The organism is Steroidobacter agaridevorans (genome assembly GCF_009932555.1).
Classification (GTDB): domain Bacteria; phylum Pseudomonadota; class Gammaproteobacteria; order Steroidobacterales; family Steroidobacteraceae; genus Steroidobacter; species Steroidobacter agaridevorans.
Genome location: NZ_BLJO01000004.1, coordinates 315,751 through 334,112, shown reverse-complemented (window position 1 = coordinate 334,112; position 18,362 = coordinate 315,751). Strand labels below are relative to the sequence as shown.

Here is an 18,362-nt window from a genome sequence, read left to right as displayed (position 1 = left end):
CACGCCGACCCAGGGCTCACCAAGGGAGGTACGCCATGCCGCTGATCGATACTGCAGGTTTACAGAAGGAGTACGACGTCATCGTGGTCGGCTCCGGGGCCGCCGGCGGACAGACGGCTTACACGTTGACGCTCGACGGCGCGAAAGTGCTGATGCTCGAAGCGGGCCGCAATTACGTGCCCGAGATCGAGACGCCTATGTTTCATACGCCGGACCAGGCGCCGTTACGCGCCACGTCGACGCTCGATAAAGAATTCGGCTTCTACGACGCCACCGTCGATGGCGGCTGGCAGATTCCCGGCGAGCCCTATTCCAGCGCATCGACCGACGCCGACAGAACTTTCTGGTGGTGGCGCGCTCGCATGCTCGGCGGCCGCACCAACCATTGGGGCCGCATCTCCCTGCGCAATGGCCCGTACGATTTCAAACCGAAAACACGCGACGGCCTTGGCTTCGACTGGCCGATTTCGTATGACGATGTCGCGCCGTATTACGACAAGGTCGAGATGCTGGTCGGCATTTACGGCGACAATCACGGCCTCGAGAACACGCCCGACTCGCCGGCCGGATGTTTGCTACCTCCTCCAAAGCCGCGCGCCGGCGAGGCCCTGATTCAGAAGCACGCGAAGAAAACCGGCGTGCCAGTGATCGCCGTGCATCGCGCCGTGCTGACCCAGCAGTTGGATTTCAAGCGCAACGCCGCGCTGCTTCACCCCAACAACCCTCGCGCGCAGCAGATCGTCGCGGACAGCATGCGCAGTCGCGCGCCGTGCTTCTGGGCAACTGACTGCGGACGCGGCTGCTCGATCAAGGCGAATTATCAATCGACCACAGTGCACCTGCCGCCGGCCATGGCGACGGGCAATCTGGACATTCTTCCCAACGCCATGGTGCGTGAAGTGGAGATGGGGAAGAACGGTCGCGCGACCGGCGTCGTCTTCATCGACAAGACGACCGGCAAGGAACAACGGGCCAAGGGCCACATCATCGTGCTCGCCGCCAGCGCCTGCGAATCCGTGCGCATCCTGCTCAACTCGAAGTCCGCGCAGTTCCCACAAGGTCTCGCGAACTCGAGCGGCAAGGTCGGCAAATATTTGATGGACACGGTCGGCGCCAGTGTCTCCGGCCAGATCCCGATGCTCGAAGACCTGCCGCCCCACAATGAAGATGGCGCGGGCGGCATGCACGTGTATGCGCCGTGGTGGCTCTACAAAGAACAGATGGCCGGCAAGCTGGACTTCGCTCGCGGCTATCACATCGAAATCGGCGCGGGTCGCGACATGCCCAGCTTCGGCTCGACATCGGGCCTCGCCAACCACGTCGGCGGCTACGGCAAGAAGTTCAAGCAGGACATGCGGCGCTACTACGGCTCGTTCGTGAGCCTGGTCTGTCGCGGCGAGATGATTCCCAACGAGGACTCGTACTGCGAGATCGATCCGGAGAAGAAAGATCAGTACGGCATCCCGACGCTGCGCTTCCATTGGAAGTGGTCCGAGCACGAGAAGCGCCAGGCGCTCCACTCGCACCAGGCGTTTACCGAAATCATCCAGAACATGGGCGGTCGCGTGACCGGCAAGCAGGACCTGCTGCCCGGCGGCTACATCATTCACGAAGTCGGCGGCGCCATCATGGGCGCCGACCCGAAGTCGTCGGTGGTGAACCAGTGGGGCCAGAGCTGGGACGTGAAGAACCTGTTCCTCACCGACGGCGCGCCGTTCCCTTCCAACGCCGACAAGAACCCGACGTTAACCATCATGGCGCTCGCCTGGCGCAGCGCCGACTACATGCTGGCCGCCCTGAAGCGGAAGGAGCTGTGACATGGAAACGTTCAATGATTCGATGCGCATCGACCGCCGCACGGCTCTCAAATGGGTGCTCGCCGCGAGCGCGGCTCTGCAGTTGCCCGCGACGACGCTTGCTCAGGACACGGCGAAGAGCGTCACTGGTTATGGCAAGGACCCGAACCTGCTGAAGATCCATCAGATCGGCGAGCTGTGGCCACTGACGTTGAATGAACAGCAACGCGCGACCGCAACGGTGCTGAGCGATTTGATCATTCCCGCGGACGACGAGTCGCCGGCCGCGTCCAAGGTGGGCGTGGTCGATTTCATCGACGAATGGATCAGCGCGCCCTACCCCAACAATCAACAGGACAAGCCCGTGATCATTCAGGGGCTGGCGTGGCTCGACCGGGAAGCGCAACGGCGGTTCAAGAACACCTTCTCCGCGCTGATGGAGAAGGAGCGTATCGCCATTTGTGACGACATCAGCGCCGCCAAGCCGGCCGCTCCGTTCGAACAAGCCGCGAAGTTTTTCGCACGCTATCGTGCGCTCACGGCGGGCGGGTACTACACGACGCCGGTGGGAATGAAGGATCTGCGGTACGTGGGCAACGTGGCGATGACCACGTTCGATGGCCCGCCGCTCGAAGTGCTGAAGAAGCTCGGCCTAGCGTAGCGCCGCCCTCAGACGGCTCGCCAGTTCCAGGCGCTCTTCGGCTGCGTAGAGCGCCTTGTTTCCTCCCCACAGACCATCGCCGTGGAACCGTGGGAACACGTGCAGGTGGTAATGCCACACGTCCTGATCGCCCGCTGGCCCATTGTGCTGACGCGTGGAAATACCCTGGCAGCCAAAGACCACCTGCATCGCTACCGCCACGCGGCGTGTCGCACGAAAGAAGTCATTGCCCAGGCTCTCCGGGATGTCCAGGACGTTTTCGTAGTGAAGCCTCGGCACGATCAGACAGTTGCCGCGTATACCCGCGTAGTGGTGCAGTGGAATGAAAGCAAACACCCGCGGCGTCACCAGGACAACCGCCGCTTCCGGGTCCGGCTTCGGCAACGTGGCCGCTACGCGGCAGAACGGACAGTCGTAGTCAGTCGGCGCATTTTTCATGGGTCACGCAGTGTTGGGGCCAGCCCGCGATCCCGAGATGAGATCCTGGCTCGACCCCAGCAAGCGAGTTCGTTAAAACACTGAATCTGGTTTCTCGATCGTCGATATCTTCATGTGAGGGATGAGACCAGCCAGATCCCCGCCGCCAGAAAACTCGCATGGTTCACCAGCATTGCCATTGCGCGCACCGGAGGTGTCGAGGTGAACAGCATGCCAATGGCATGCATCACGCGGCTGAACACGAAGCCAGCGGCCAATGACCACACCACCCAGGAGGCGCCGCCTCGATACTCGACCAGGCCCAGGACCGCGACGGCCAAGGGCGCATACTCGATGAAATTGCCGTGCGCCCGGATCCGTTTTCTCAGCGCCTCATCTCCTGCATCCCCGAAAACCGCATTCGTTTTCGCTCGCCGCAATGACACTTGCACACTGAGCGGCACGATCAGAAGTGCAAATATTCCGGCCACCCAACCGGTCGCAAGCATCGAATTCATTTGTATCGGACTCCTCGAGCCTGCTACTTGACGCGATAGATCGCGCAGAGCTTGTTGCCGTCGGGATCGCGCACATAAGCCAGGTACATTGCGCCCAAGCTGCCGTCGCGCATACCCGGCGGGTCTTCGATCGACGTGCCGCCCTGCGCCAGCGCCACGTCATGAAACTCTTTGACCTGCTCGGGCGAGTTGCACTTGAAACCGATGGTGCCGCCGTTTGCAAAGGTCGCGGTTTCACCGTTGATGGGCTCGGTGACGCAAAAGGTGCTGCCGTTATGCCGGTAGAAAAGGCGGGTGTGGCCAGTGGCCGCCTTGTTGCGTACCGGCTCGCCCGCACCGAGCGTCGCCAGCACGGCGTCGTAGAAGCGCTTCGAGCGCTCGATATCGTTCGAACCGATCATTATGTGGTTAAACATGGTTTCTCCTCACGATCTTGGTGACGATTGGCCGCTGCGCGTCCAGGAACATGAAACATCGGCCGAACAGCGCCTTCTTTCCGAATTCATCGAAGACGTTGCTTCCCAACGGTGTAATCAATACCTCACTGGTAGCCAGCGCCCGCTGGTGGTTCGCGTCTATCTCAGACCAATGCTCTGTTGCGATATCGCTGAGCACGACATTGACCGCTGGATGGTTGTACTGAACCAGAATGTTGCCATCCTTCATCGGCATTGGATTCATGTCCGGATGGTAGTTGAAGATCTTCGACAGGACGTCTTTGGCAAAGACCTCTGCCTCTGTGTCATTGAGCTCCGGCGGCAGAATCACGCACGTGCCATTCTCGAAAACCGCCAGATCTCGCTTGCCGTCCGTGTAGTACAGCATCCGCTCCACGATTCGGTCGACAGGCTGCCTGATCGAAGGTTTTCCAGTCCGGGACCGGTGGAGACTTCGCCTTCTTCTTGAAGAATTCGAACAAGCGATGCTCTCTTGCTGAACGTTACGTACTCGAATCAGCTCAACTGTTGAGTTCTGGAGGGAAAACGCCGCCAATGCCCCTCCGAGATCACTTCAACAGCGCCGTCGACCACCTTGATCGCAGTCTCATCGTCGATCGCGTAGGCCGGACCTCCGATGTCTCTCGCCCATCGTTCTGCGTCGGCCAGGGTGTTCTCCGGCAGATCCGGGTGGTCCAGGTGCGGGAAGATCGAGAAATCGACCAGCCCTAGCGTGCGATCGTCGCCGGTAATGGAAGGCTTCGTCTCGACGAAGGCCTCGCCGACCCGAGGCGTCATCACCATGCTTCCGGCGCTCAGCCCCACCCAGACAGTCTCTTTCAGCGACGGCAAGAGATCCGCCAGGCCGGACTGGCGCATCCAGTGACACAGGTACAGCGCGTCGCCGCCATTCACAAGCAGGACGTCTGCTTCGCGGACCCAAGTTTCCCAGCGTTCTCTGGCTATGCTGGGCAGAGCAGTCAGCTCCAGCACTCCCACGGACTTCCAACCCAATTCGATCATCGGGCATCGCGGTTCTCGTCCGCTGATGAACCGCCATGTTCCTTCAGGATTTCCGTAAGGATGCCCGTACAACGCGGTGGGGATGCAGAGAGCGGTACAGTCCGCGATCGGTTTGCCCAGGAGATCGACCAGCGCGTCCCGAATGCTCGCGTTCTTGATCCCTGCGGAGGTGAGAAGAAGCTTCATGATGATTCGTGCCTACGGACTCCTGTGCACATCGCGCAGCATGAGCATGTCATAGACCCTGTCCGACTTATCGTCGTCGAAGCCGAGACGCAGAGCGCGACTATCGGGATTGCACCAGGTGCCGAATACCATGTCCCAAATCGGCAGGCCGTAATTCTGAGCATGGTGATTGTGCGCGTGATGCACCGTGTGCATCTCCGGTCTTTGGACTATATAGCCAACCCATCTCGGCGTTGATATGTCGGCGTGGACGAAAAGATCGAAAGCCCCCGTCATCAGTAGTGCAATTCCGGCGGCGACGGGAGATGCGCCAAAAACGAGATAGCTCGAGAAGGCGCCAATGATCACCGCAGCCGCAGTATCCAACGGATGCGCAAAAAAGGCAGTGAGCGACTCCAATCGCCTCGCGCTGTGATGCAATTGATGAAAGATCCGCCACAGGGCGTCGGACTTGTGAGTTATGCGGTGCCACCAGTAAAAGATGAAGCTGGTAAGCAGGAAGCTGAGAAGCCCCACCAGCACATCAGGCATGGTGCGAGTGAATTGGAAGATCGCGACGCTCTCAATGTGGGCACTGAATATGTAGCCGACACCGATAGTGGTGACGATGGTAACGGCGCCGATCAACGATGCAAGGATCAACCAGCGGCGATCGCAGTGATTCTTGGACGCAGGCGCGATCACTTCGCGGGTGAACACCGCGACGAAAAGCAATGCCACTACTGGGTAGACGAGGATCTCCATTGCATGCCTGATCGCGCTTCCTCAGTCAGCGAGATTGTAGACATCGATTGCCCGTGGCGCGATCGAGTACCTCATCGAGCAGCCGCCCACTTTCTGCGCAGCGCCCACTCCTCGTGCGCCAGATGCAAAAGAATTCCACCGACGATCAGCGATCCGAAGGGGACCAGCACAAAGGCCAGTCCCCACCCCAGCACCGATCGGTTCAGAGAGCTCACCAGCGGCATCATGACGATCAAGCCGGACAGCGGCAGAAAGAATATTGCCGCAAAGAGAATTCTGCCCGATGTTTCCATGTCGAAAGACAAGCCCGACAGCTTCACCAGCGCAGGCACCGACGAGACCAGAAAGAAGGCAACGAATATCGCTGCAGCCCCCACAAACCATCGCGCACGAATGATTCTGGCGCGCAGCGCATGCTCCTCCGCGACCGATTCCTCTGCGCTTTTTGAGCGATTCTTATAGTCCTTCAACATGCTCGCGCCTGCTTTGAACGCTACAAACGCTGCGCCCGCGGCAATCATGGCGACCACATTTCCCAGGACACCGGAAATCTTCACCCCGGTGGGCGTGCGCTCGCCGATAAACGTCAGCGCCACCAGGCAGCAAGCCAGAACGGCCACGGCCTTGATCAAATCTTTCTTGTCCTCGTCAAACACGGATCTCCCCTTTTTTTCTAAGCCTGACTACCGGCTGCGGGCCTACGTTTGAAACCCGGCAGAAACCCGAACCAGAACCCAAGCCCGACGAGGATCAGCGGCACCAGCGGGACCCCCAGGGACACGGCTTGGCCGATCCGCCAGCCAATGTCTGCAGGGCTGTAGCTTCCGGTCTTGTCGAGTTCGGCAAGCACGACGAGCGCAGCCCAGCCGACATAGGAGCCCGTCAGGAAGATAAACCAGAGCGCGCCGATCGAAATATTGCGGATGACTGTCATGTTGTTTTTTTCCTTCCCGCCAGACTCATTACGCCAGCTTCATCTCGACAAAGGCATTCGGCCGTGCGTCGGCATCGCTGCGAACTCCTTCAGACATCGGCGAGTGGGAACGCTCCAGGCAGAACGCCCGGCAGGCATTTTCGGATGAGCGCAGTACGCCGGCTGGCCCAAAGCGGTCGAAGAACCGTCCAGGGCTTTGCAACGCCATCTGGACCAGCAAGTACTTCATCTGAAAGTGATGCTGTCTCGGCCTTTGCACAATCCAACTCCTTCTGGATCAACGACAGCGATCAGTCCAATGCGCCAGCGTGGTGACCAACCGCGCTGGCGCACCGGCACGAGAATCAGCCTTCGGCCTTCACCGGCAGCTTCACCCGAATATGCAGCTCCTTCAGCTGCTCTTCGGATACACCGGTGGGCGCACTAGTCATCAAGTCCGCGGCCGTCTGCGTCTTCGGGAACGCGATGACGTCGCGGATCGAATCCGTCCCCGCCATGAACATCACAATCCGATCCAGGCCGAATGCGATGCCACCGTGCGGCGGCGTGCCGAACTTGAGCGCTTCGAGCAGGAAGCCGAATTTGATCTGCGCTTCCTCCGCGGAGATGCCGAGCAAATCGAACACCGTCGACTGCATTTCAGTGCGATGGATACGCACCGAGCCGCCGCCGATTTCCGAGCCGTTGAGCACCATGTCGTAACCCTTCGACAGCGCGTTCTTCGGATCGGCACGCAGAGCCGCCGCGTCTTCGATGCGAGGCGCGGTGAACGGGTGATGCAACGCTGCCCAGCGCTTGGCTTCCGGGTCCCATTCGAACATCGGGAAGTCGACCACCCACAGCGGATGCCAGCCGGTCTTGGTGAGCTTCAGGTCGTGACCGACCTTGATACGCAGCGCGCCGATGGAATCGTTCACGACCTTCGCCGTGTCCGCGCCGAAGAAAATCAGATCGCCATCCTGCGCGCCGGTTCGCGACAGGATGCCGTTGATGGCGTCGTCGCTGAGGAACTTGAGAATCGGCGACTGCAGGCCATCGCGGCCCTTCGCCTTCTCGTTGACCTTCACATAGGCGAGGCCCTTCGCGCCGTAACGTCCAACGAACGTCGTGTAATCGTCGATCTCTTTGCGTGACAACTTCGTGCCGCCTTCGGGCACACGGAGCGCCGCGACGCGACCGTCCGGGTTCGCGGCGGGGCCGGAGAACACTTTGAAGTCGCAGCCTTTCACCAGGTCGGCGACATCGACCAGCTCGAGCGGAATACGCAGATCCGGCTTGTCGGACGCGTAACGACGCATCGCCTCGGCATAAGTCATGCGTGGGAACGGATTCGGCAGATCGTCGCCCAGCACGTCCTTGAACAGATGGCGGATCAGCGCTTCCATCAGCTGCATGATCTGCTCTTCGCTCAGGAACGACGTCTCGATATCGAGCTGAGTGAATTCCGGCTGACGCTCGGCGCGCAGGTCCTCGTCACGGAAGCAACGGACGATCTGATAGTAACGATCGTAGCCCGCCATCATCAGCAGCTGTTTGAACAGCTGCGGCGACTGAGGCAGCGCGAAGAACTGACCGGGATGGGTGCGGCTCGGCACGAGATAGTCGCGGGCGCCTTCCGGGGTCGCCTTCGTGAGCATCGGCGTTTCGATGTCGATGAAGCCGTTGCTGTCGAGATAGTCGCGCATCGCGCGCGTCACCTGATGACGCAAACGAATGCGCTTCTGCATGACGTCGCGACGCAGATCGAGATAGCGGTATTTCAGGCGCAACTCTTCGTTGACCGGCTCGTCGTGATGGAACGGCGGCGTCTCGGAGCGGCTTAGGATCTCCAGCTCTTGGGCCAGCAGCTCGACCTGACCGGAGGCGAGGTTGGCATTGGCGGTGCCGCCCGGACGGGCGCGGACCAGACCCTTGATGCGGATGCAGAACTCGCCGCGCAGACGCTCGGCGTCGGCGAACACGTCCTTGGCATCGGGGTCGAACACGATCTGCAACAGGCCTTCGCGGTCGCGGAGGTCGACGAAAATCACGCCGCCGTGGTCACGCCGGCGGTGCACCCAGCCAGCGACGCTGACTTCCTTGCCGATAAGGGATTCGTTGACCTGGCCGCAATAATGGGAGCGCATGGAAAAGGCTCGGGACGTAGGGAGCGCGGGATGTTACGGAGCCCCCCGAGGCGGCGCAAGGCAAGGACTCCCGAGTTCGGGGCGGCGAGCCGGGCCAGGATTACCCGGTCCGGGCGGGTAGGCACCTTCTGGCGCCGGGCCGCGCCACCGCTGGCGCGGGGCGCTTTCGGATAACAGACGGCCGGCGCGGTTTAGGCGCGCGGCGATTACCGCCGTTTGGCCTTCTTCTTGGCCGGCGCGACCTTCTTCGGGGCCGGGCGCTTGGCCGGGGCCTTGGCGGCCGGCTTCTTGCCCTTGGACGGGGCAGCCTTGGCGGCGGGCTTCTTGGCGCCGGCGCCCGTCTTCACTTCCGCCTTGGACTCGGCCTTCTTCTCGGGCTTCTCGGCCTTGGCGTCGCTCGCGGCGGCGGGCTTGCTGTCCTCAGCCTTCTCGGCCGGTTCGTCACGGTCGGCGATATTGCGCTTGTCCTCGCCCTCGGACTTGAAGTCGGTTTCGTACCAGCCCGCGCCCTTCAGGCGGAACACCGGCGCCGAGATCAGCTTCTTCAGCGTCGGCTTTTTGCAGCTCGGACACTTCTTCAGCGGCTCATCGGAAATCTTCTGCAGAGTCTCGACGTAGAACTTGCAGTTGGAGCATTCGTATTCGTAAAACGGCATGGTTATTCTCGGTCACAAACCGGGGCCAACTCGGCGTCGCCGCATCATAGTGGGCGACGCCGATTGTTCAAGTTGTTGGCGTAGAAATATTAGCCCCGTGAAAACGCCAGCTCGCCGTCCTTGACCGTCACCCGCACCTTCGCGCCGGGGCCGAACTCGCCCTTGAGGATGCGCTGAGCCAGCGGGTTCTCCAGCTGCTGCTGAATGGCGCGTTTCAACGGCCGGGCGCCGTACACCGGATCGAAGCCGGCCTCGGCCAGGCGATCGGTGGCCGCCTCATCGAGCTGCAGCTCGATATCCCGCTCGGCCAGACGCTTCCGCAGGTACGCCAGCTGAATATCGACGATGGAGCGCAATTGCTCCCGGCCCAGCGGATGAAACACCACCAGGTCGTCGACGCGATTGATGAACTCGGGCCGGAAGTGCTGTTGCACGATCTCCAGCACGGCCTCTTTCATCCTGGCGTAGTTCGCCTCGCCCGCCAGCTCCTGAATGACGTTCGAGCCCAGATTCGACGTCATGATGATGACCGTGTTGCGGAAGTCGACCGTGCGGCCCTGGCCATCCGTGAGACGGCCGTCGTCCAGGACCTGCAACAGCACGTTGAACACATCCGGATGGGCCTTCTCGACCTCATCCAGCAGCAGCACGGAGTACGGCCGACGACGCACGGCTTCGGTCAGATAGCCGCCTTCCTCGTAACCGACGTAACCCGGAGGCGCGCCGATCAGGCGGGCCACGGAATGTTTCTCCATGAACTCCGACATGTCGATGCGGACCATGGCCTCTTCGGTATCGAACAGGAATTCCGCGAGCGCCTTGCTCAGCTCGGTCTTGCCGACACCGGTCGGACCGAGGAACAGGAACGAACCGTTCGGCCGGTTCGGATCGGACAGGCCGGCACGTGAGCGACGAATCGCATCCGACACCGCCCGCACCGCTTCCTGCTGACCGACGACGCGCTTGCTCAGCTGCTCTTCCATGCGCAGCAGCTTTTCCTTCTCGCCCTCGAGCATCTTGGAAATGGGAATGCCGGTCCACTTGCTGACGACTTCGGCAATCTCCTCATCGGTGACTTTGTTACGCAGCAGTTTCTTCTGATCCGCCTGCTGCTCGGCTGCCGTCGCCTGCGCCAGACGACGCTCCAGTTCGGGAATCTTGCCGTACGCGAGCTCGGACATGCGCCCGAGATCCTGCGCGCGCCGCGCCGTTTCCAATTCGAGCTTGGTGCGCTCCAGCTCTTCCTTGATGCCGGCCGCGCTCTGCACGGAAGCCTTCTCGGCCTTCCACACTTCTTCCAGATCGGAATATTCCTTTTCCAGCGCGCCCAACTGTTCGTCCAGGGCCTTGAGGCGCTTCTTGGACGCTTCGTCGGTTTCTTTCTTCAGAGCCTCGCGCTCGATCTTCAGCTGGATGATGCGACGCTCGAGCCGGTCCATGGCCTCGGGCTTGGAGTCGATCTCCATGCGGATGCGCGAGCCGGCCTCGTCGATCAGGTCGATGGCCTTGTCCGGCAGCTGCCGATCCGTGATGTAACGATGCGAAAGCGTGGCCGCGGCGACGATCGCCGGATCGGTGATTTCCACGCCGTGGTGAACTTCGTAGCGTTCCTTCAAGCCACGCAGGATGGCGATGGTGTCTTCCACCGACGGCTCGTTCACCAGCACTTTCTGGAAGCGGCGCTCGAGGGCCGCGTCCTTCTCGATGTACTTGCGATACTCGTCGAGCGTCGTGGCGCCCACGCAATGCAACTCGCCCCGAGCGAGCGCGGGCTTGAGCATGTTGCCGGCGTCCATCGCGCCTTCGGCCTTGCCGGCCCCGACCATGGTGTGCAGCTCGTCGATGAACAGGATGACGCGGCCTTCCTGTTTCGCGAGGTCGTTGAGCACGGCCTTGAGCCGCTCTTCGAACTCGCCTCGGAATTTCGCGCCGGCGATCAAGGCGCCCATGTCGAGCGCAAGGATGCGCTTGTTACGCAGCCCTTCGGGCACTTCGCCGTTGACGATGCGTTGCGCGAGACCTTCGACGATGGCCGTCTTACCCACGCCGGGCTCGCCGATCAGCACGGGGTTATTTTTGGTACGACGTTGCAATACCTGCACGGTGCGGCGGATCTCGTCATCGCGGCCGATGACCGGATCGAGCTTGCCCTGCTCGGCGCGCTCGGTGAGATCGACGGTGTATTTCTCCAGCGCCTGACGGCTTTCCTCGGCGTTGGCGTCGTTGACCTTCTCGCCGCCGCGCAGCTCGTCGATCGCCTGCTCGATGGAGCCTTTCACGGCGCCGGCATTGCGCAGCACCGTGCTGATCTGGCCCTTGTCCTCGAGCGCCGCGAGCACGAACAACTCGCTGGAAATGAACTGGTCGCCGCGCTTTTGCGCGAGCTTGTCCATGACGTTGAGCAGGCGGCCGAGGTCGTTGGAGACGTGCACTTCGCCGGCATTGCCTTCGACCTTGGGCAGCTTGTCGAGCATTTCGCCCAGCTGCGAGCGCAGCAGGTTGACCTTCACACCGGCCTTGTCGAGCAGATGTCGGACGGTGCCGCCCTGCTGGTCGAGCAGCGCGACCAGCAGGTGCGCCGGATCGATGTACTGGTTGTCGCGCCCGACGGCCAACGACTGGGCATCGGCCAGGGCCTGCTGGAATTTGCTGGTGAATTTATCCATTCGCATATGAATTCTTCCCGGGCGCACCCGAAGCATTCGGCGCCTCTTGACCTTGCCAGCGATCTGGGGCGAAAGGTCGGGGAATTCAACTGTGTTCCGAGGCTTCGGAACACCCCAGACTTGTCCCGGCGCGCTACGGGGTCAGTGCGCCAGGCTGTGGCTGACGTAGATCACGAGCACGCCCAGCACGATGTACAGGAACTGCCAGACGCCCGAGCCCGGATCGACTTTGCGGTGCAGGCCGGGAATCAGGTCCGCGACCGCAATGTAAAGAAAGCTCGATGCCGCGATGGCGATCACGTACGGCAGCACTCCCTGGACCTGGGCCATGGCGAAGTACGCCACCACGCCGCCCAGCACCGAGGTAATGCTGGTCAGCAGGTTGAGCGTCAGCGCCCGCAGCCGCCCCATGCCGCCATTGAGCAGGATGGCCAGATCGCCGACCTCCTGTGGGATCTCGTGCGCACAGACGGCCATCGCCGTGACCACACCCAGATGCACGTCTGTCATGAAGGCCGCGGCGATCAGCACGCCGTCGAGGACGTTGTGGAAACCGTCGCCGATCAGGATGAGCGTGGCCGACGCCCGATCGCGCCGCTGGTCGTGATCGTGATGGGCGTGATTGTGGCCGTGCCCGTGCGCATGGGCGTGCGGTTCGGGATTCACGTGGACTTCGCACACGTCGGCATGGCAGTGCCGCCACAGCACCATCTTTTCCAGCACGAAGAACAGCAGCAGGCCGCCGAGCAGGGTCAGGCCGATTTCATGCGTTTTGGAAACACCGGCCGATTCGATGGCATGCGGCAGCAGCCCGAGCAACGCGGCGCTCAGCAAGGCGCCGGTTGCAAAGCTCACCAGATGCGGCAGCACGCGCGTGCGCACCCGATCCGGCACGACCAGGAACAACGACGCCGCCAGCGCGCTCAGGAAGCCGCCGATGGCAGTAAACAAAATGATCCAGCCGAGCAGATGCATGATTCCGGGTCGCGAAAACGGCGCTTGCCAGTCGCCGCAGCGGACTCGCGAGCTAAAGGGCGATGTTGGTTATGACTGGCAGGTTAGCACGCGTGTCAAGCCGGGCCGCCTGGCGTATTCGTTGGCCATCGGAGCTAGCGTTCGAGCCAGACCAGCGAGGCCATCCGGCCGGTGCGGCTCTCACGGCGATACGAGAAGAAACGTTCGCTATCGGCGAAGCATTTGAAGCCGCCGCCGTAGACGGCGGTGACGCCGAGCCGCGTCAGTTCGTTTCGAGCCAGCTGATACAAATCCGCCTGCCAGCGGCCGCGAGCGTTCGCTTTAAATGCGGCTGCGTTATCGGCCGCGAGCTTTAGAAACGCTTCGTGAACTTCACCGCCGACTTCGAACGCGTCTTGCTCGATCGCGGGCCCGAGCCAGGCCATGAGCCGCGAGGGAGGAACATCGAGCGCTTTGATCGTCGCTCCCAGGACGCCGCCGGCCAGGCCGCGCCAGCCTGCATGAGCAGCGCCCACTCGCATGCCGTCGCGATCGCAGAAAAGAACGGGCAAGCAGTCCGCGGTCATAACAACGCAGACCGCGCCGGCGCCGCGAGCAACGGATGCATCTGCGGTCGGCGGCGCTTCCGGCGTTGCGCCTTCGGCGCTCGCCGGGTTGTCTTGATCGTGAGGGCCGCCATCGACATTGCTCGAGTTCGCATCCACGACGTTGATGCCGTGAACCTGATTCAACCAAGTCGGCTCTGCCGGCAATTCCAGCGCTGCTCCCAGCAGACACCGGTTCTCCGCGACCGCGGCCGGCTCATCTCCGACATGCGAGCCCAGATTCAGACTGGAAAACGCACCCTGGCTCACCCCGCCCGTGCGCAGCGTCGCGGCTGCTTTCACATTCGGTGGCGCAGGCCAGTCGGGAGTGATCCAGTCAGCCATCGCTTAGCGCTTCTTGGCAGCGGCGGCCGCGGCCGTATCGCGAGCGAGTACGCCCAACAAGTCCTGCATATCCGTGGGAAGCGCCGCTTCGTTCACGATCGGCTTGCCACTCACCGGATGCTCGAACGCGAGCCGGGCCGCGTGCAGCGCCTGGCGTTTGAAGCCACGCAGGGCTTCGATCAATTCGGGCGAGGCGCCCTTCGGCAACAGCATGCGGCCGCCATAAACCTTGTCGCCCACCAACGGATAATGGATGTGCATCATGTGCACGCGGATCTGATGCGTCCGTCCCGACTCCAGCTTCAAGCGCACATGCGTGTGCCCGCGAAAGCGCGTGACGACGCGATAATGAGTCACCGCCTCGCGGCCGCTTTCGCGCACGGCCATCTTCAAGCGATCGACCGGATGACGGTCGATCGGCGCGTCGACCACACCGCCGCCGGTCATCATGCCGACGCAAACGGCTTCGTACTCGCGCTCCACTTCGCGGGCCTCGATCATGCGCACCAGCGCCGTGTGGGCTTCGACCGTGCGAGCTACGACCATGAGCCCGGTCGTGTCTTTATCGAGCCGATGCACGATCCCGGCCCGGGGCACCTGGGACAGCTTGGCGTCGAAGTGCAGGAGGGCATTCTGCAGCGTCCCGGCGGCGTTGCCCGCGCCCGGATGAACGACCAGCCCGGCCGGCTTGTTGAGGACCAGGACGTGCTTGTCCTGATGCACGATGTTCAGGCTGATCTGCTCGGGCTCGACGCTGACCTGGTCCGGCAGGGTGGCGTTGATCTCGACGCTCTCCCCGCCCAGCACCTTGTCCTTGGGGCGCAGCTGGGCGCCGTTCACCCGGACCTGGCCGGCGTCGATCCACTCCTTGATCCGGGTTCGTGAATAGCCTTCGAGCAGGTCGGCGAGCACCTGGTCCAGGCGCTGCCCGGCGTGCTCGAAGGGGATGGTCAACTGGTGGTGGACGGCTTCGGACATCTTGGGGGGAACTGTGGATATACTCGCGCCCTCTAACGGGGACGCCTTTGGGGATGGTTCCCAGGCACGAGTACTAGAACTGCTTGCAAAGGGCCTGAATTCTCGCATGCGGATCATCTTCTTGACCACGGCGGCGCTGCTGGCGCTGGGCCTTACCGGTTGCGGCAACAAGCCCCGCGAGCAGATCGGCAACGCCGACAAGCTGTACGAGCTGGCCAAAAAGGCCTCGGACAACGGCAATTACCGCGACGCCACCCAGTATTACGAGCAGCTCGAGGCGCGCTTCCCGTTCACCAACGCCGCCCGCCAGGGGCAGCTCGACCTGATGTACGCCTACTACAAGAACCGCGAGCCGGAGGCGGCCATCGACCAGGCGGACCAGTTCATCCGCGAGAATCCGGCCCATCCGCGCGTCGACTACGCCTACTACATCAAGGGCCTGGTGCAGTTCGAGCGCAACCCGAACTTCCTGGAGCGCTGGTTCAATGCCGACCTGTCGCAGCGTCCGCCGATCGACGCGCGCAAGTCGTTCCAGTCCTTCCAGACCCTGGTGCAGCGGTTCCCGAACAGCGAATACGCCGAGGATTCGCGCAAGCGGATGATCTTCCTGCGCAACCGCCTCGCCTCTTACGAGGTGTACGTTGCCGGCCACTACCTGGAGCGCGGCGCGTATGTCGGCGCGATCAATCGCGCCAAGTACGCCATCGAGAACTACGACGGCTCGCCGCAGATCCGCGAGGCCCTGGAGATCATGGCCGAGTCATACCGCCGCCTGGGCATGACCGACCTGGCCGCCGACACCGAAAAGGTGATGAACGAGAACTATGCGGCCCTGAACGAGCCGCAGGTCGAGCCGGAGCAGCAGAAGAAACACTGGTGGAAGTTCTGGTAGCGCGCGCCCGCTAGGCCTTCTTCACGAACTCGGACTTCAGCTTCATCCCGCCGAAGCCCTCGATCTTGCAGTCGATATTGTGGTCGCCCTCGACCAGCCGGATGCCTTTGACCTTGGTGCCGGCCTTGAGCGCCGATGACGCGCCCTTGACGTTGAGGTCCTTGACCACGATGACGGTGTCGCCGTCATTGAGCACGTTGCCGTTGGCGTCAAGAACCACGCGCTCGGGCTCATCGCTCGCGATGGGTTCGACGGCGGCAGCCGAGATGGCCGACCACTCGTGCGCGCATTCCGGACAGATATACATTTGCCCGTCCTGATAGGTGAGCTCGGAATTGCATTTCGGGCAAGCTGGCAACGCGGTCATCATCAGTCCTCGAGCAATTGATCGAATGCGCATGTGTTATCGCGCGCCTCATTGTATGTGACGAAGCCGTCGCACCGCTGCAGCCACGTTTTCCACTCGCCGGCGTGCAGGGTTTGTCTTAGTCACCTGCCGCCAAGTGCAGCACCCGCGCACTAGATAAGTCAAAACCGAACTCACGTCGCAGTGACCCACTGGAGCGCGTAATACAAACGCGCCGCCCAACGGACACTGTGGACGACCGGTTTCAATGTCGAACAAGACGACGACGCGCCTTGCCCCTCACGCCTTCACGTTCCTGCTCTCCAGCTTGCCGCTGCTCGCGCAAGCGCAGACGCCGCCGGACGCCGGCCAGATATTGAATGAGCAACAGCGTCTGCAACAGCAGCGCTTGAATCGATTGCCGAGCGACGATGTCCCCGCCGAGCGCCCGGCGTTGCGTGAGCTCGGTGGGACGCGCGTCACAGTCAAGGAAATCGTTTTCTCCGGCGAAGAGCGCATCGCCACTCGCGAGGAGTTGCAGAAGCTCGTGGCGGATTCGCTCGGCCAGGCGCTCGGCTTCGATGAGCTGCAGGCGCTGGCCGATCGAGTCAGCACTTACTTGCGTGGCAAAGGTTATCCGCTGGTCGGCGCCTATCTGCCGACTCAGGACGTGACCGAAGGCCGCATTGAAATCGCCATCGTCGAAGGTCGCATTCAACAGGGCGCCAACGGCGTCGTGATCCGAGCGGACTCTTCGCTGCGCATGAGCCAGTCGCGACTGCGCGCCATTGCCGAGCAAGCGGTCGAGCCCGGCCAGCCGGTGCGTCAGGGCGATCTGGAACGCGCGGTGCTGCTGATCAACGATCTGCCCGGCATCGCGGCGCGTGGCTCACTGGAGCGCGGCGACGAAGCCGGCGCCAGCCGTCTCGCGCTCACCGTGGCCGAAACACGAATGCTCACGGGCGGCACGTCGCTCGACACGTATGGCAATCGTTATAACGGCTCGGAACGAATCAATGCGCGGGTCGGTTTGGACGATCCGCTGCGGATCGGCGATCAAGCCGGTTTGAGCCTGACCAAGTCGGAAGGACTCGGCAGCGCCAGCATCGACTACAGCCTGCCGGTGGGTTCCAGCGGTTTGCGCATGGGCGTGGGCTACACCGCGCTCGAATATGAAGTCGGAGAAGAGCTGCGCCACCTCGATGCCGAAGGCGATGCGCAGACCGCTTCGATCAACGCCAGCTATCCGATCGTTCGCAGCCGCGCGACCAATCTGTGGGGCACGGCGATCTACAACTACAAGTCGCTGACGGACGAGATGATGGGCCTCACGCTGCGTGACAAGCGCATCAACAGCGGCAGCCTGTCGTTCGCGGGCTCGCATCAGGATCGTCTTGGCGGCGCCGGCATCACGCAGCTGTCGCTCGTGTACACCTCGGGCGATCTCGATTTGTCGCGCGTGGCATTCGACAAAGAAGCCGATGCACTCACCGCACGCACCGATGGCGGCTTCTCGAAGATCGGTTACGGCCTGGCTCGTTTGCAGCGGCTGACCGATCGCGTTTCGATGTTCGGCGCGCTCAACGGCCAGCTCACCGGCGACAATCTCGATTCTTCGGAACGTTTCATTCTCGGCGGTCCCACCGGCGTGCGCGCTTATCCCGTCGGCGAGGGCAGCGGCGACAGCGGCTGGGTCGGCACGCTGGAAGTGCGTTACGACGTGCCCTTCTTCAGCAACTGGGGCGAGTTGCAACTGGTCGGCTTCGCGGATCACGGCGAAACCAAGTTGTATGAAAAGCCGTGGACCGGCGCCGTCTACAACATGGACGGCCGCAATAGCTACGGCCTGTCGGGCGCCGGCGTCGGCTTCAACCTGACCGCGCAAGGTCGCTACAGCGTGCGCTTCTCCTATGCCGCGGCGATCGACGACAACCCTGGCCGCAGCGTCACCGGCAAGAAGGCCGATGGCCGCGATCAGAACGGCCAGTTCTGGCTGCAGGGCTCGGTGCAACTGTAAGCACCGCCACGCCCTACTCCAACGCCACCAATAAACAGACGCGCGGCGGAGCCGCGCTCAC

At 62.3% G+C, this 18,362-nt stretch carries 20 protein-coding genes; 4 read left to right on the top strand and 16 right to left on the bottom strand.

The genetic code is table 11. The features are described 5' to 3' along the window. The first annotated feature begins 35 nt into the window (after nucleotides 1–35). Both GYH35_RS16075 and GYH35_RS16070 read left to right on the top strand, forming a co-directional pair. Complete coding sequence (locus GYH35_RS16075; protein ID WP_161828962.1) at nucleotides 36–1,817, top strand: GMC family oxidoreductase; 1,782 nt, start codon at nucleotides 36–38, stop codon at nucleotides 1,815–1,817. Between the two features lies 1 nt (nucleotide 1,818). Beyond that, nucleotides 1,819–2,457, top strand: coding sequence for a gluconate 2-dehydrogenase subunit 3 family protein (locus tag GYH35_RS16070; RefSeq protein ID WP_202624353.1), 639 nt, complete (start codon nucleotides 1,819–1,821; stop codon nucleotides 2,455–2,457). Here GYH35_RS16070 and GYH35_RS16065 read toward each other — a convergent pair. From GYH35_RS16065 to rluD, 15 genes are all read right to left on the bottom strand, one after another. After that, nucleotides 2,449–2,895, bottom strand: a complete 447-nt coding sequence (locus GYH35_RS16065) for an HIT family protein (protein ID WP_161810908.1) — start codon at nucleotides 2,893–2,895, stop codon at nucleotides 2,449–2,451. The genes GYH35_RS16070 and GYH35_RS16065 overlap by 9 nt on opposite strands. A 110-nt stretch (nucleotides 2,896–3,005) precedes the next feature. After that, nucleotides 3,006–3,392: an MAPEG family protein gene (locus GYH35_RS16060; RefSeq protein WP_161828961.1), complete on the bottom strand. Its 387-nt coding sequence runs from the start codon at nucleotides 3,390–3,392 to the stop codon at nucleotides 3,006–3,008. A 23-nt stretch (nucleotides 3,393–3,415) separates the two neighbouring features. After that, nucleotides 3,416–3,808: a VOC family protein gene (locus GYH35_RS16055; protein WP_161828960.1), complete on the bottom strand. Its 393-nt coding sequence runs from the start codon at nucleotides 3,806–3,808 to the stop codon at nucleotides 3,416–3,418. After that, nucleotides 3,801–4,226 (bottom strand): hypothetical protein, encoded by a 426-nt coding sequence (locus GYH35_RS16050; protein ID WP_161828959.1) that lies wholly within the window; start codon nucleotides 4,224–4,226, stop codon nucleotides 3,801–3,803. Before GYH35_RS16050 ends, GYH35_RS16055 begins: the two co-directional genes overlap by 8 nt. 119 nt (nucleotides 4,227–4,345) lie before the next feature. Beyond that, a complete protein-coding gene (locus GYH35_RS16045) occupies nucleotides 4,346–5,038 on the bottom strand; it encodes a Type 1 glutamine amidotransferase-like domain-containing protein (RefSeq protein WP_161828958.1) in 693 nt (230 codons plus the stop codon). 12 nt (nucleotides 5,039–5,050) lie between these two features. Beyond that, a complete protein-coding gene (locus tag GYH35_RS16040) occupies nucleotides 5,051–5,782 on the bottom strand; it encodes a sterol desaturase family protein (RefSeq protein WP_161810903.1) in 732 nt (243 codons plus the stop codon). Between the two features lie 71 nt (nucleotides 5,783–5,853). Next, the gene (locus tag GYH35_RS16035) at nucleotides 5,854–6,414 is read right to left on the bottom strand and encodes a hypothetical protein (RefSeq protein WP_161828957.1); all 561 of its coding nucleotides are present in this window, start codon (nucleotides 6,412–6,414) and stop codon (nucleotides 5,854–5,856) included. A 41-nt stretch (nucleotides 6,415–6,455) separates the two neighbouring features. Next, nucleotides 6,456–6,716 (bottom strand): hypothetical protein, encoded by a 261-nt coding sequence (locus tag GYH35_RS16030; RefSeq protein WP_161828956.1) that lies wholly within the window; start codon nucleotides 6,714–6,716, stop codon nucleotides 6,456–6,458. Nucleotides 6,717–6,744: 28 nt separating this feature from the next. Beyond that, nucleotides 6,745–6,945, bottom strand: coding sequence for a hypothetical protein (locus GYH35_RS16025; RefSeq protein WP_161828955.1), 201 nt, complete (start codon nucleotides 6,943–6,945; stop codon nucleotides 6,745–6,747). Between the two features lie 115 nt (nucleotides 6,946–7,060). Continuing rightward, complete coding sequence (gene aspS, locus GYH35_RS16020) at nucleotides 7,061–8,842, bottom strand: aspartate--tRNA ligase (RefSeq protein WP_161828954.1); 1,782 nt, start codon at nucleotides 8,840–8,842, stop codon at nucleotides 7,061–7,063. 206 nt (nucleotides 8,843–9,048) lie between these two features. Next, nucleotides 9,049–9,498, bottom strand: a complete 450-nt coding sequence (locus GYH35_RS16015; RefSeq protein WP_161828953.1) for an FmdB family zinc ribbon protein — start codon at nucleotides 9,496–9,498, stop codon at nucleotides 9,049–9,051. An 89-nt stretch (nucleotides 9,499–9,587) separates the two neighbouring features. Next, nucleotides 9,588–12,170 (bottom strand): ATP-dependent chaperone ClpB, encoded by a 2,583-nt coding sequence (clpB, locus tag GYH35_RS16010; RefSeq protein ID WP_161810897.1) that lies wholly within the window; start codon nucleotides 12,168–12,170, stop codon nucleotides 9,588–9,590. Between the two features lie 135 nt (nucleotides 12,171–12,305). Then, a complete protein-coding gene (locus tag GYH35_RS16005; RefSeq protein ID WP_161810896.1) occupies nucleotides 12,306–13,139 on the bottom strand; it encodes a ZIP family metal transporter in 834 nt (277 codons plus the stop codon). 134 nt (nucleotides 13,140–13,273) lie between these two features. After that, nucleotides 13,274–14,068, bottom strand: a complete 795-nt coding sequence (gene pgeF, locus GYH35_RS16000; protein WP_161828952.1) for a peptidoglycan editing factor PgeF — start codon at nucleotides 14,066–14,068, stop codon at nucleotides 13,274–13,276. A gap of 3 nt (nucleotides 14,069–14,071) precedes the next feature. After that, a complete protein-coding gene (gene rluD, locus GYH35_RS15995; RefSeq protein WP_161810894.1) occupies nucleotides 14,072–15,046 on the bottom strand; it encodes a 23S rRNA pseudouridine(1911/1915/1917) synthase RluD in 975 nt (324 codons plus the stop codon). A gap of 106 nt (nucleotides 15,047–15,152) precedes the next feature. On the opposite strand from rluD, the gene GYH35_RS15990 reads away from it, so the two are divergent. Beyond that, entirely contained in the window at nucleotides 15,153–15,938 is a 786-nt protein-coding gene (locus GYH35_RS15990) for an outer membrane protein assembly factor BamD (protein ID WP_161810893.1), read from the top strand. Nucleotides 15,939–15,948: 10 nt separating this feature from the next. On the opposite strand, the gene GYH35_RS15985 is transcribed toward GYH35_RS15990, so the two are convergent. Then, nucleotides 15,949–16,305, bottom strand: a complete 357-nt coding sequence (locus GYH35_RS15985; RefSeq protein WP_161829144.1) for a zinc ribbon domain-containing protein YjdM — start codon at nucleotides 16,303–16,305, stop codon at nucleotides 15,949–15,951. A gap of 247 nt (nucleotides 16,306–16,552) precedes the next feature. On the opposite strand from GYH35_RS15985, the gene GYH35_RS15980 reads away from it, so the two are divergent. Next, nucleotides 16,553–18,301 (top strand): ShlB/FhaC/HecB family hemolysin secretion/activation protein, encoded by a 1,749-nt coding sequence (locus tag GYH35_RS15980; protein ID WP_161828951.1) that lies wholly within the window; start codon nucleotides 16,553–16,555, stop codon nucleotides 18,299–18,301. The last annotated feature ends 61 nt before the right edge of the window (nucleotides 18,302–18,362 follow it).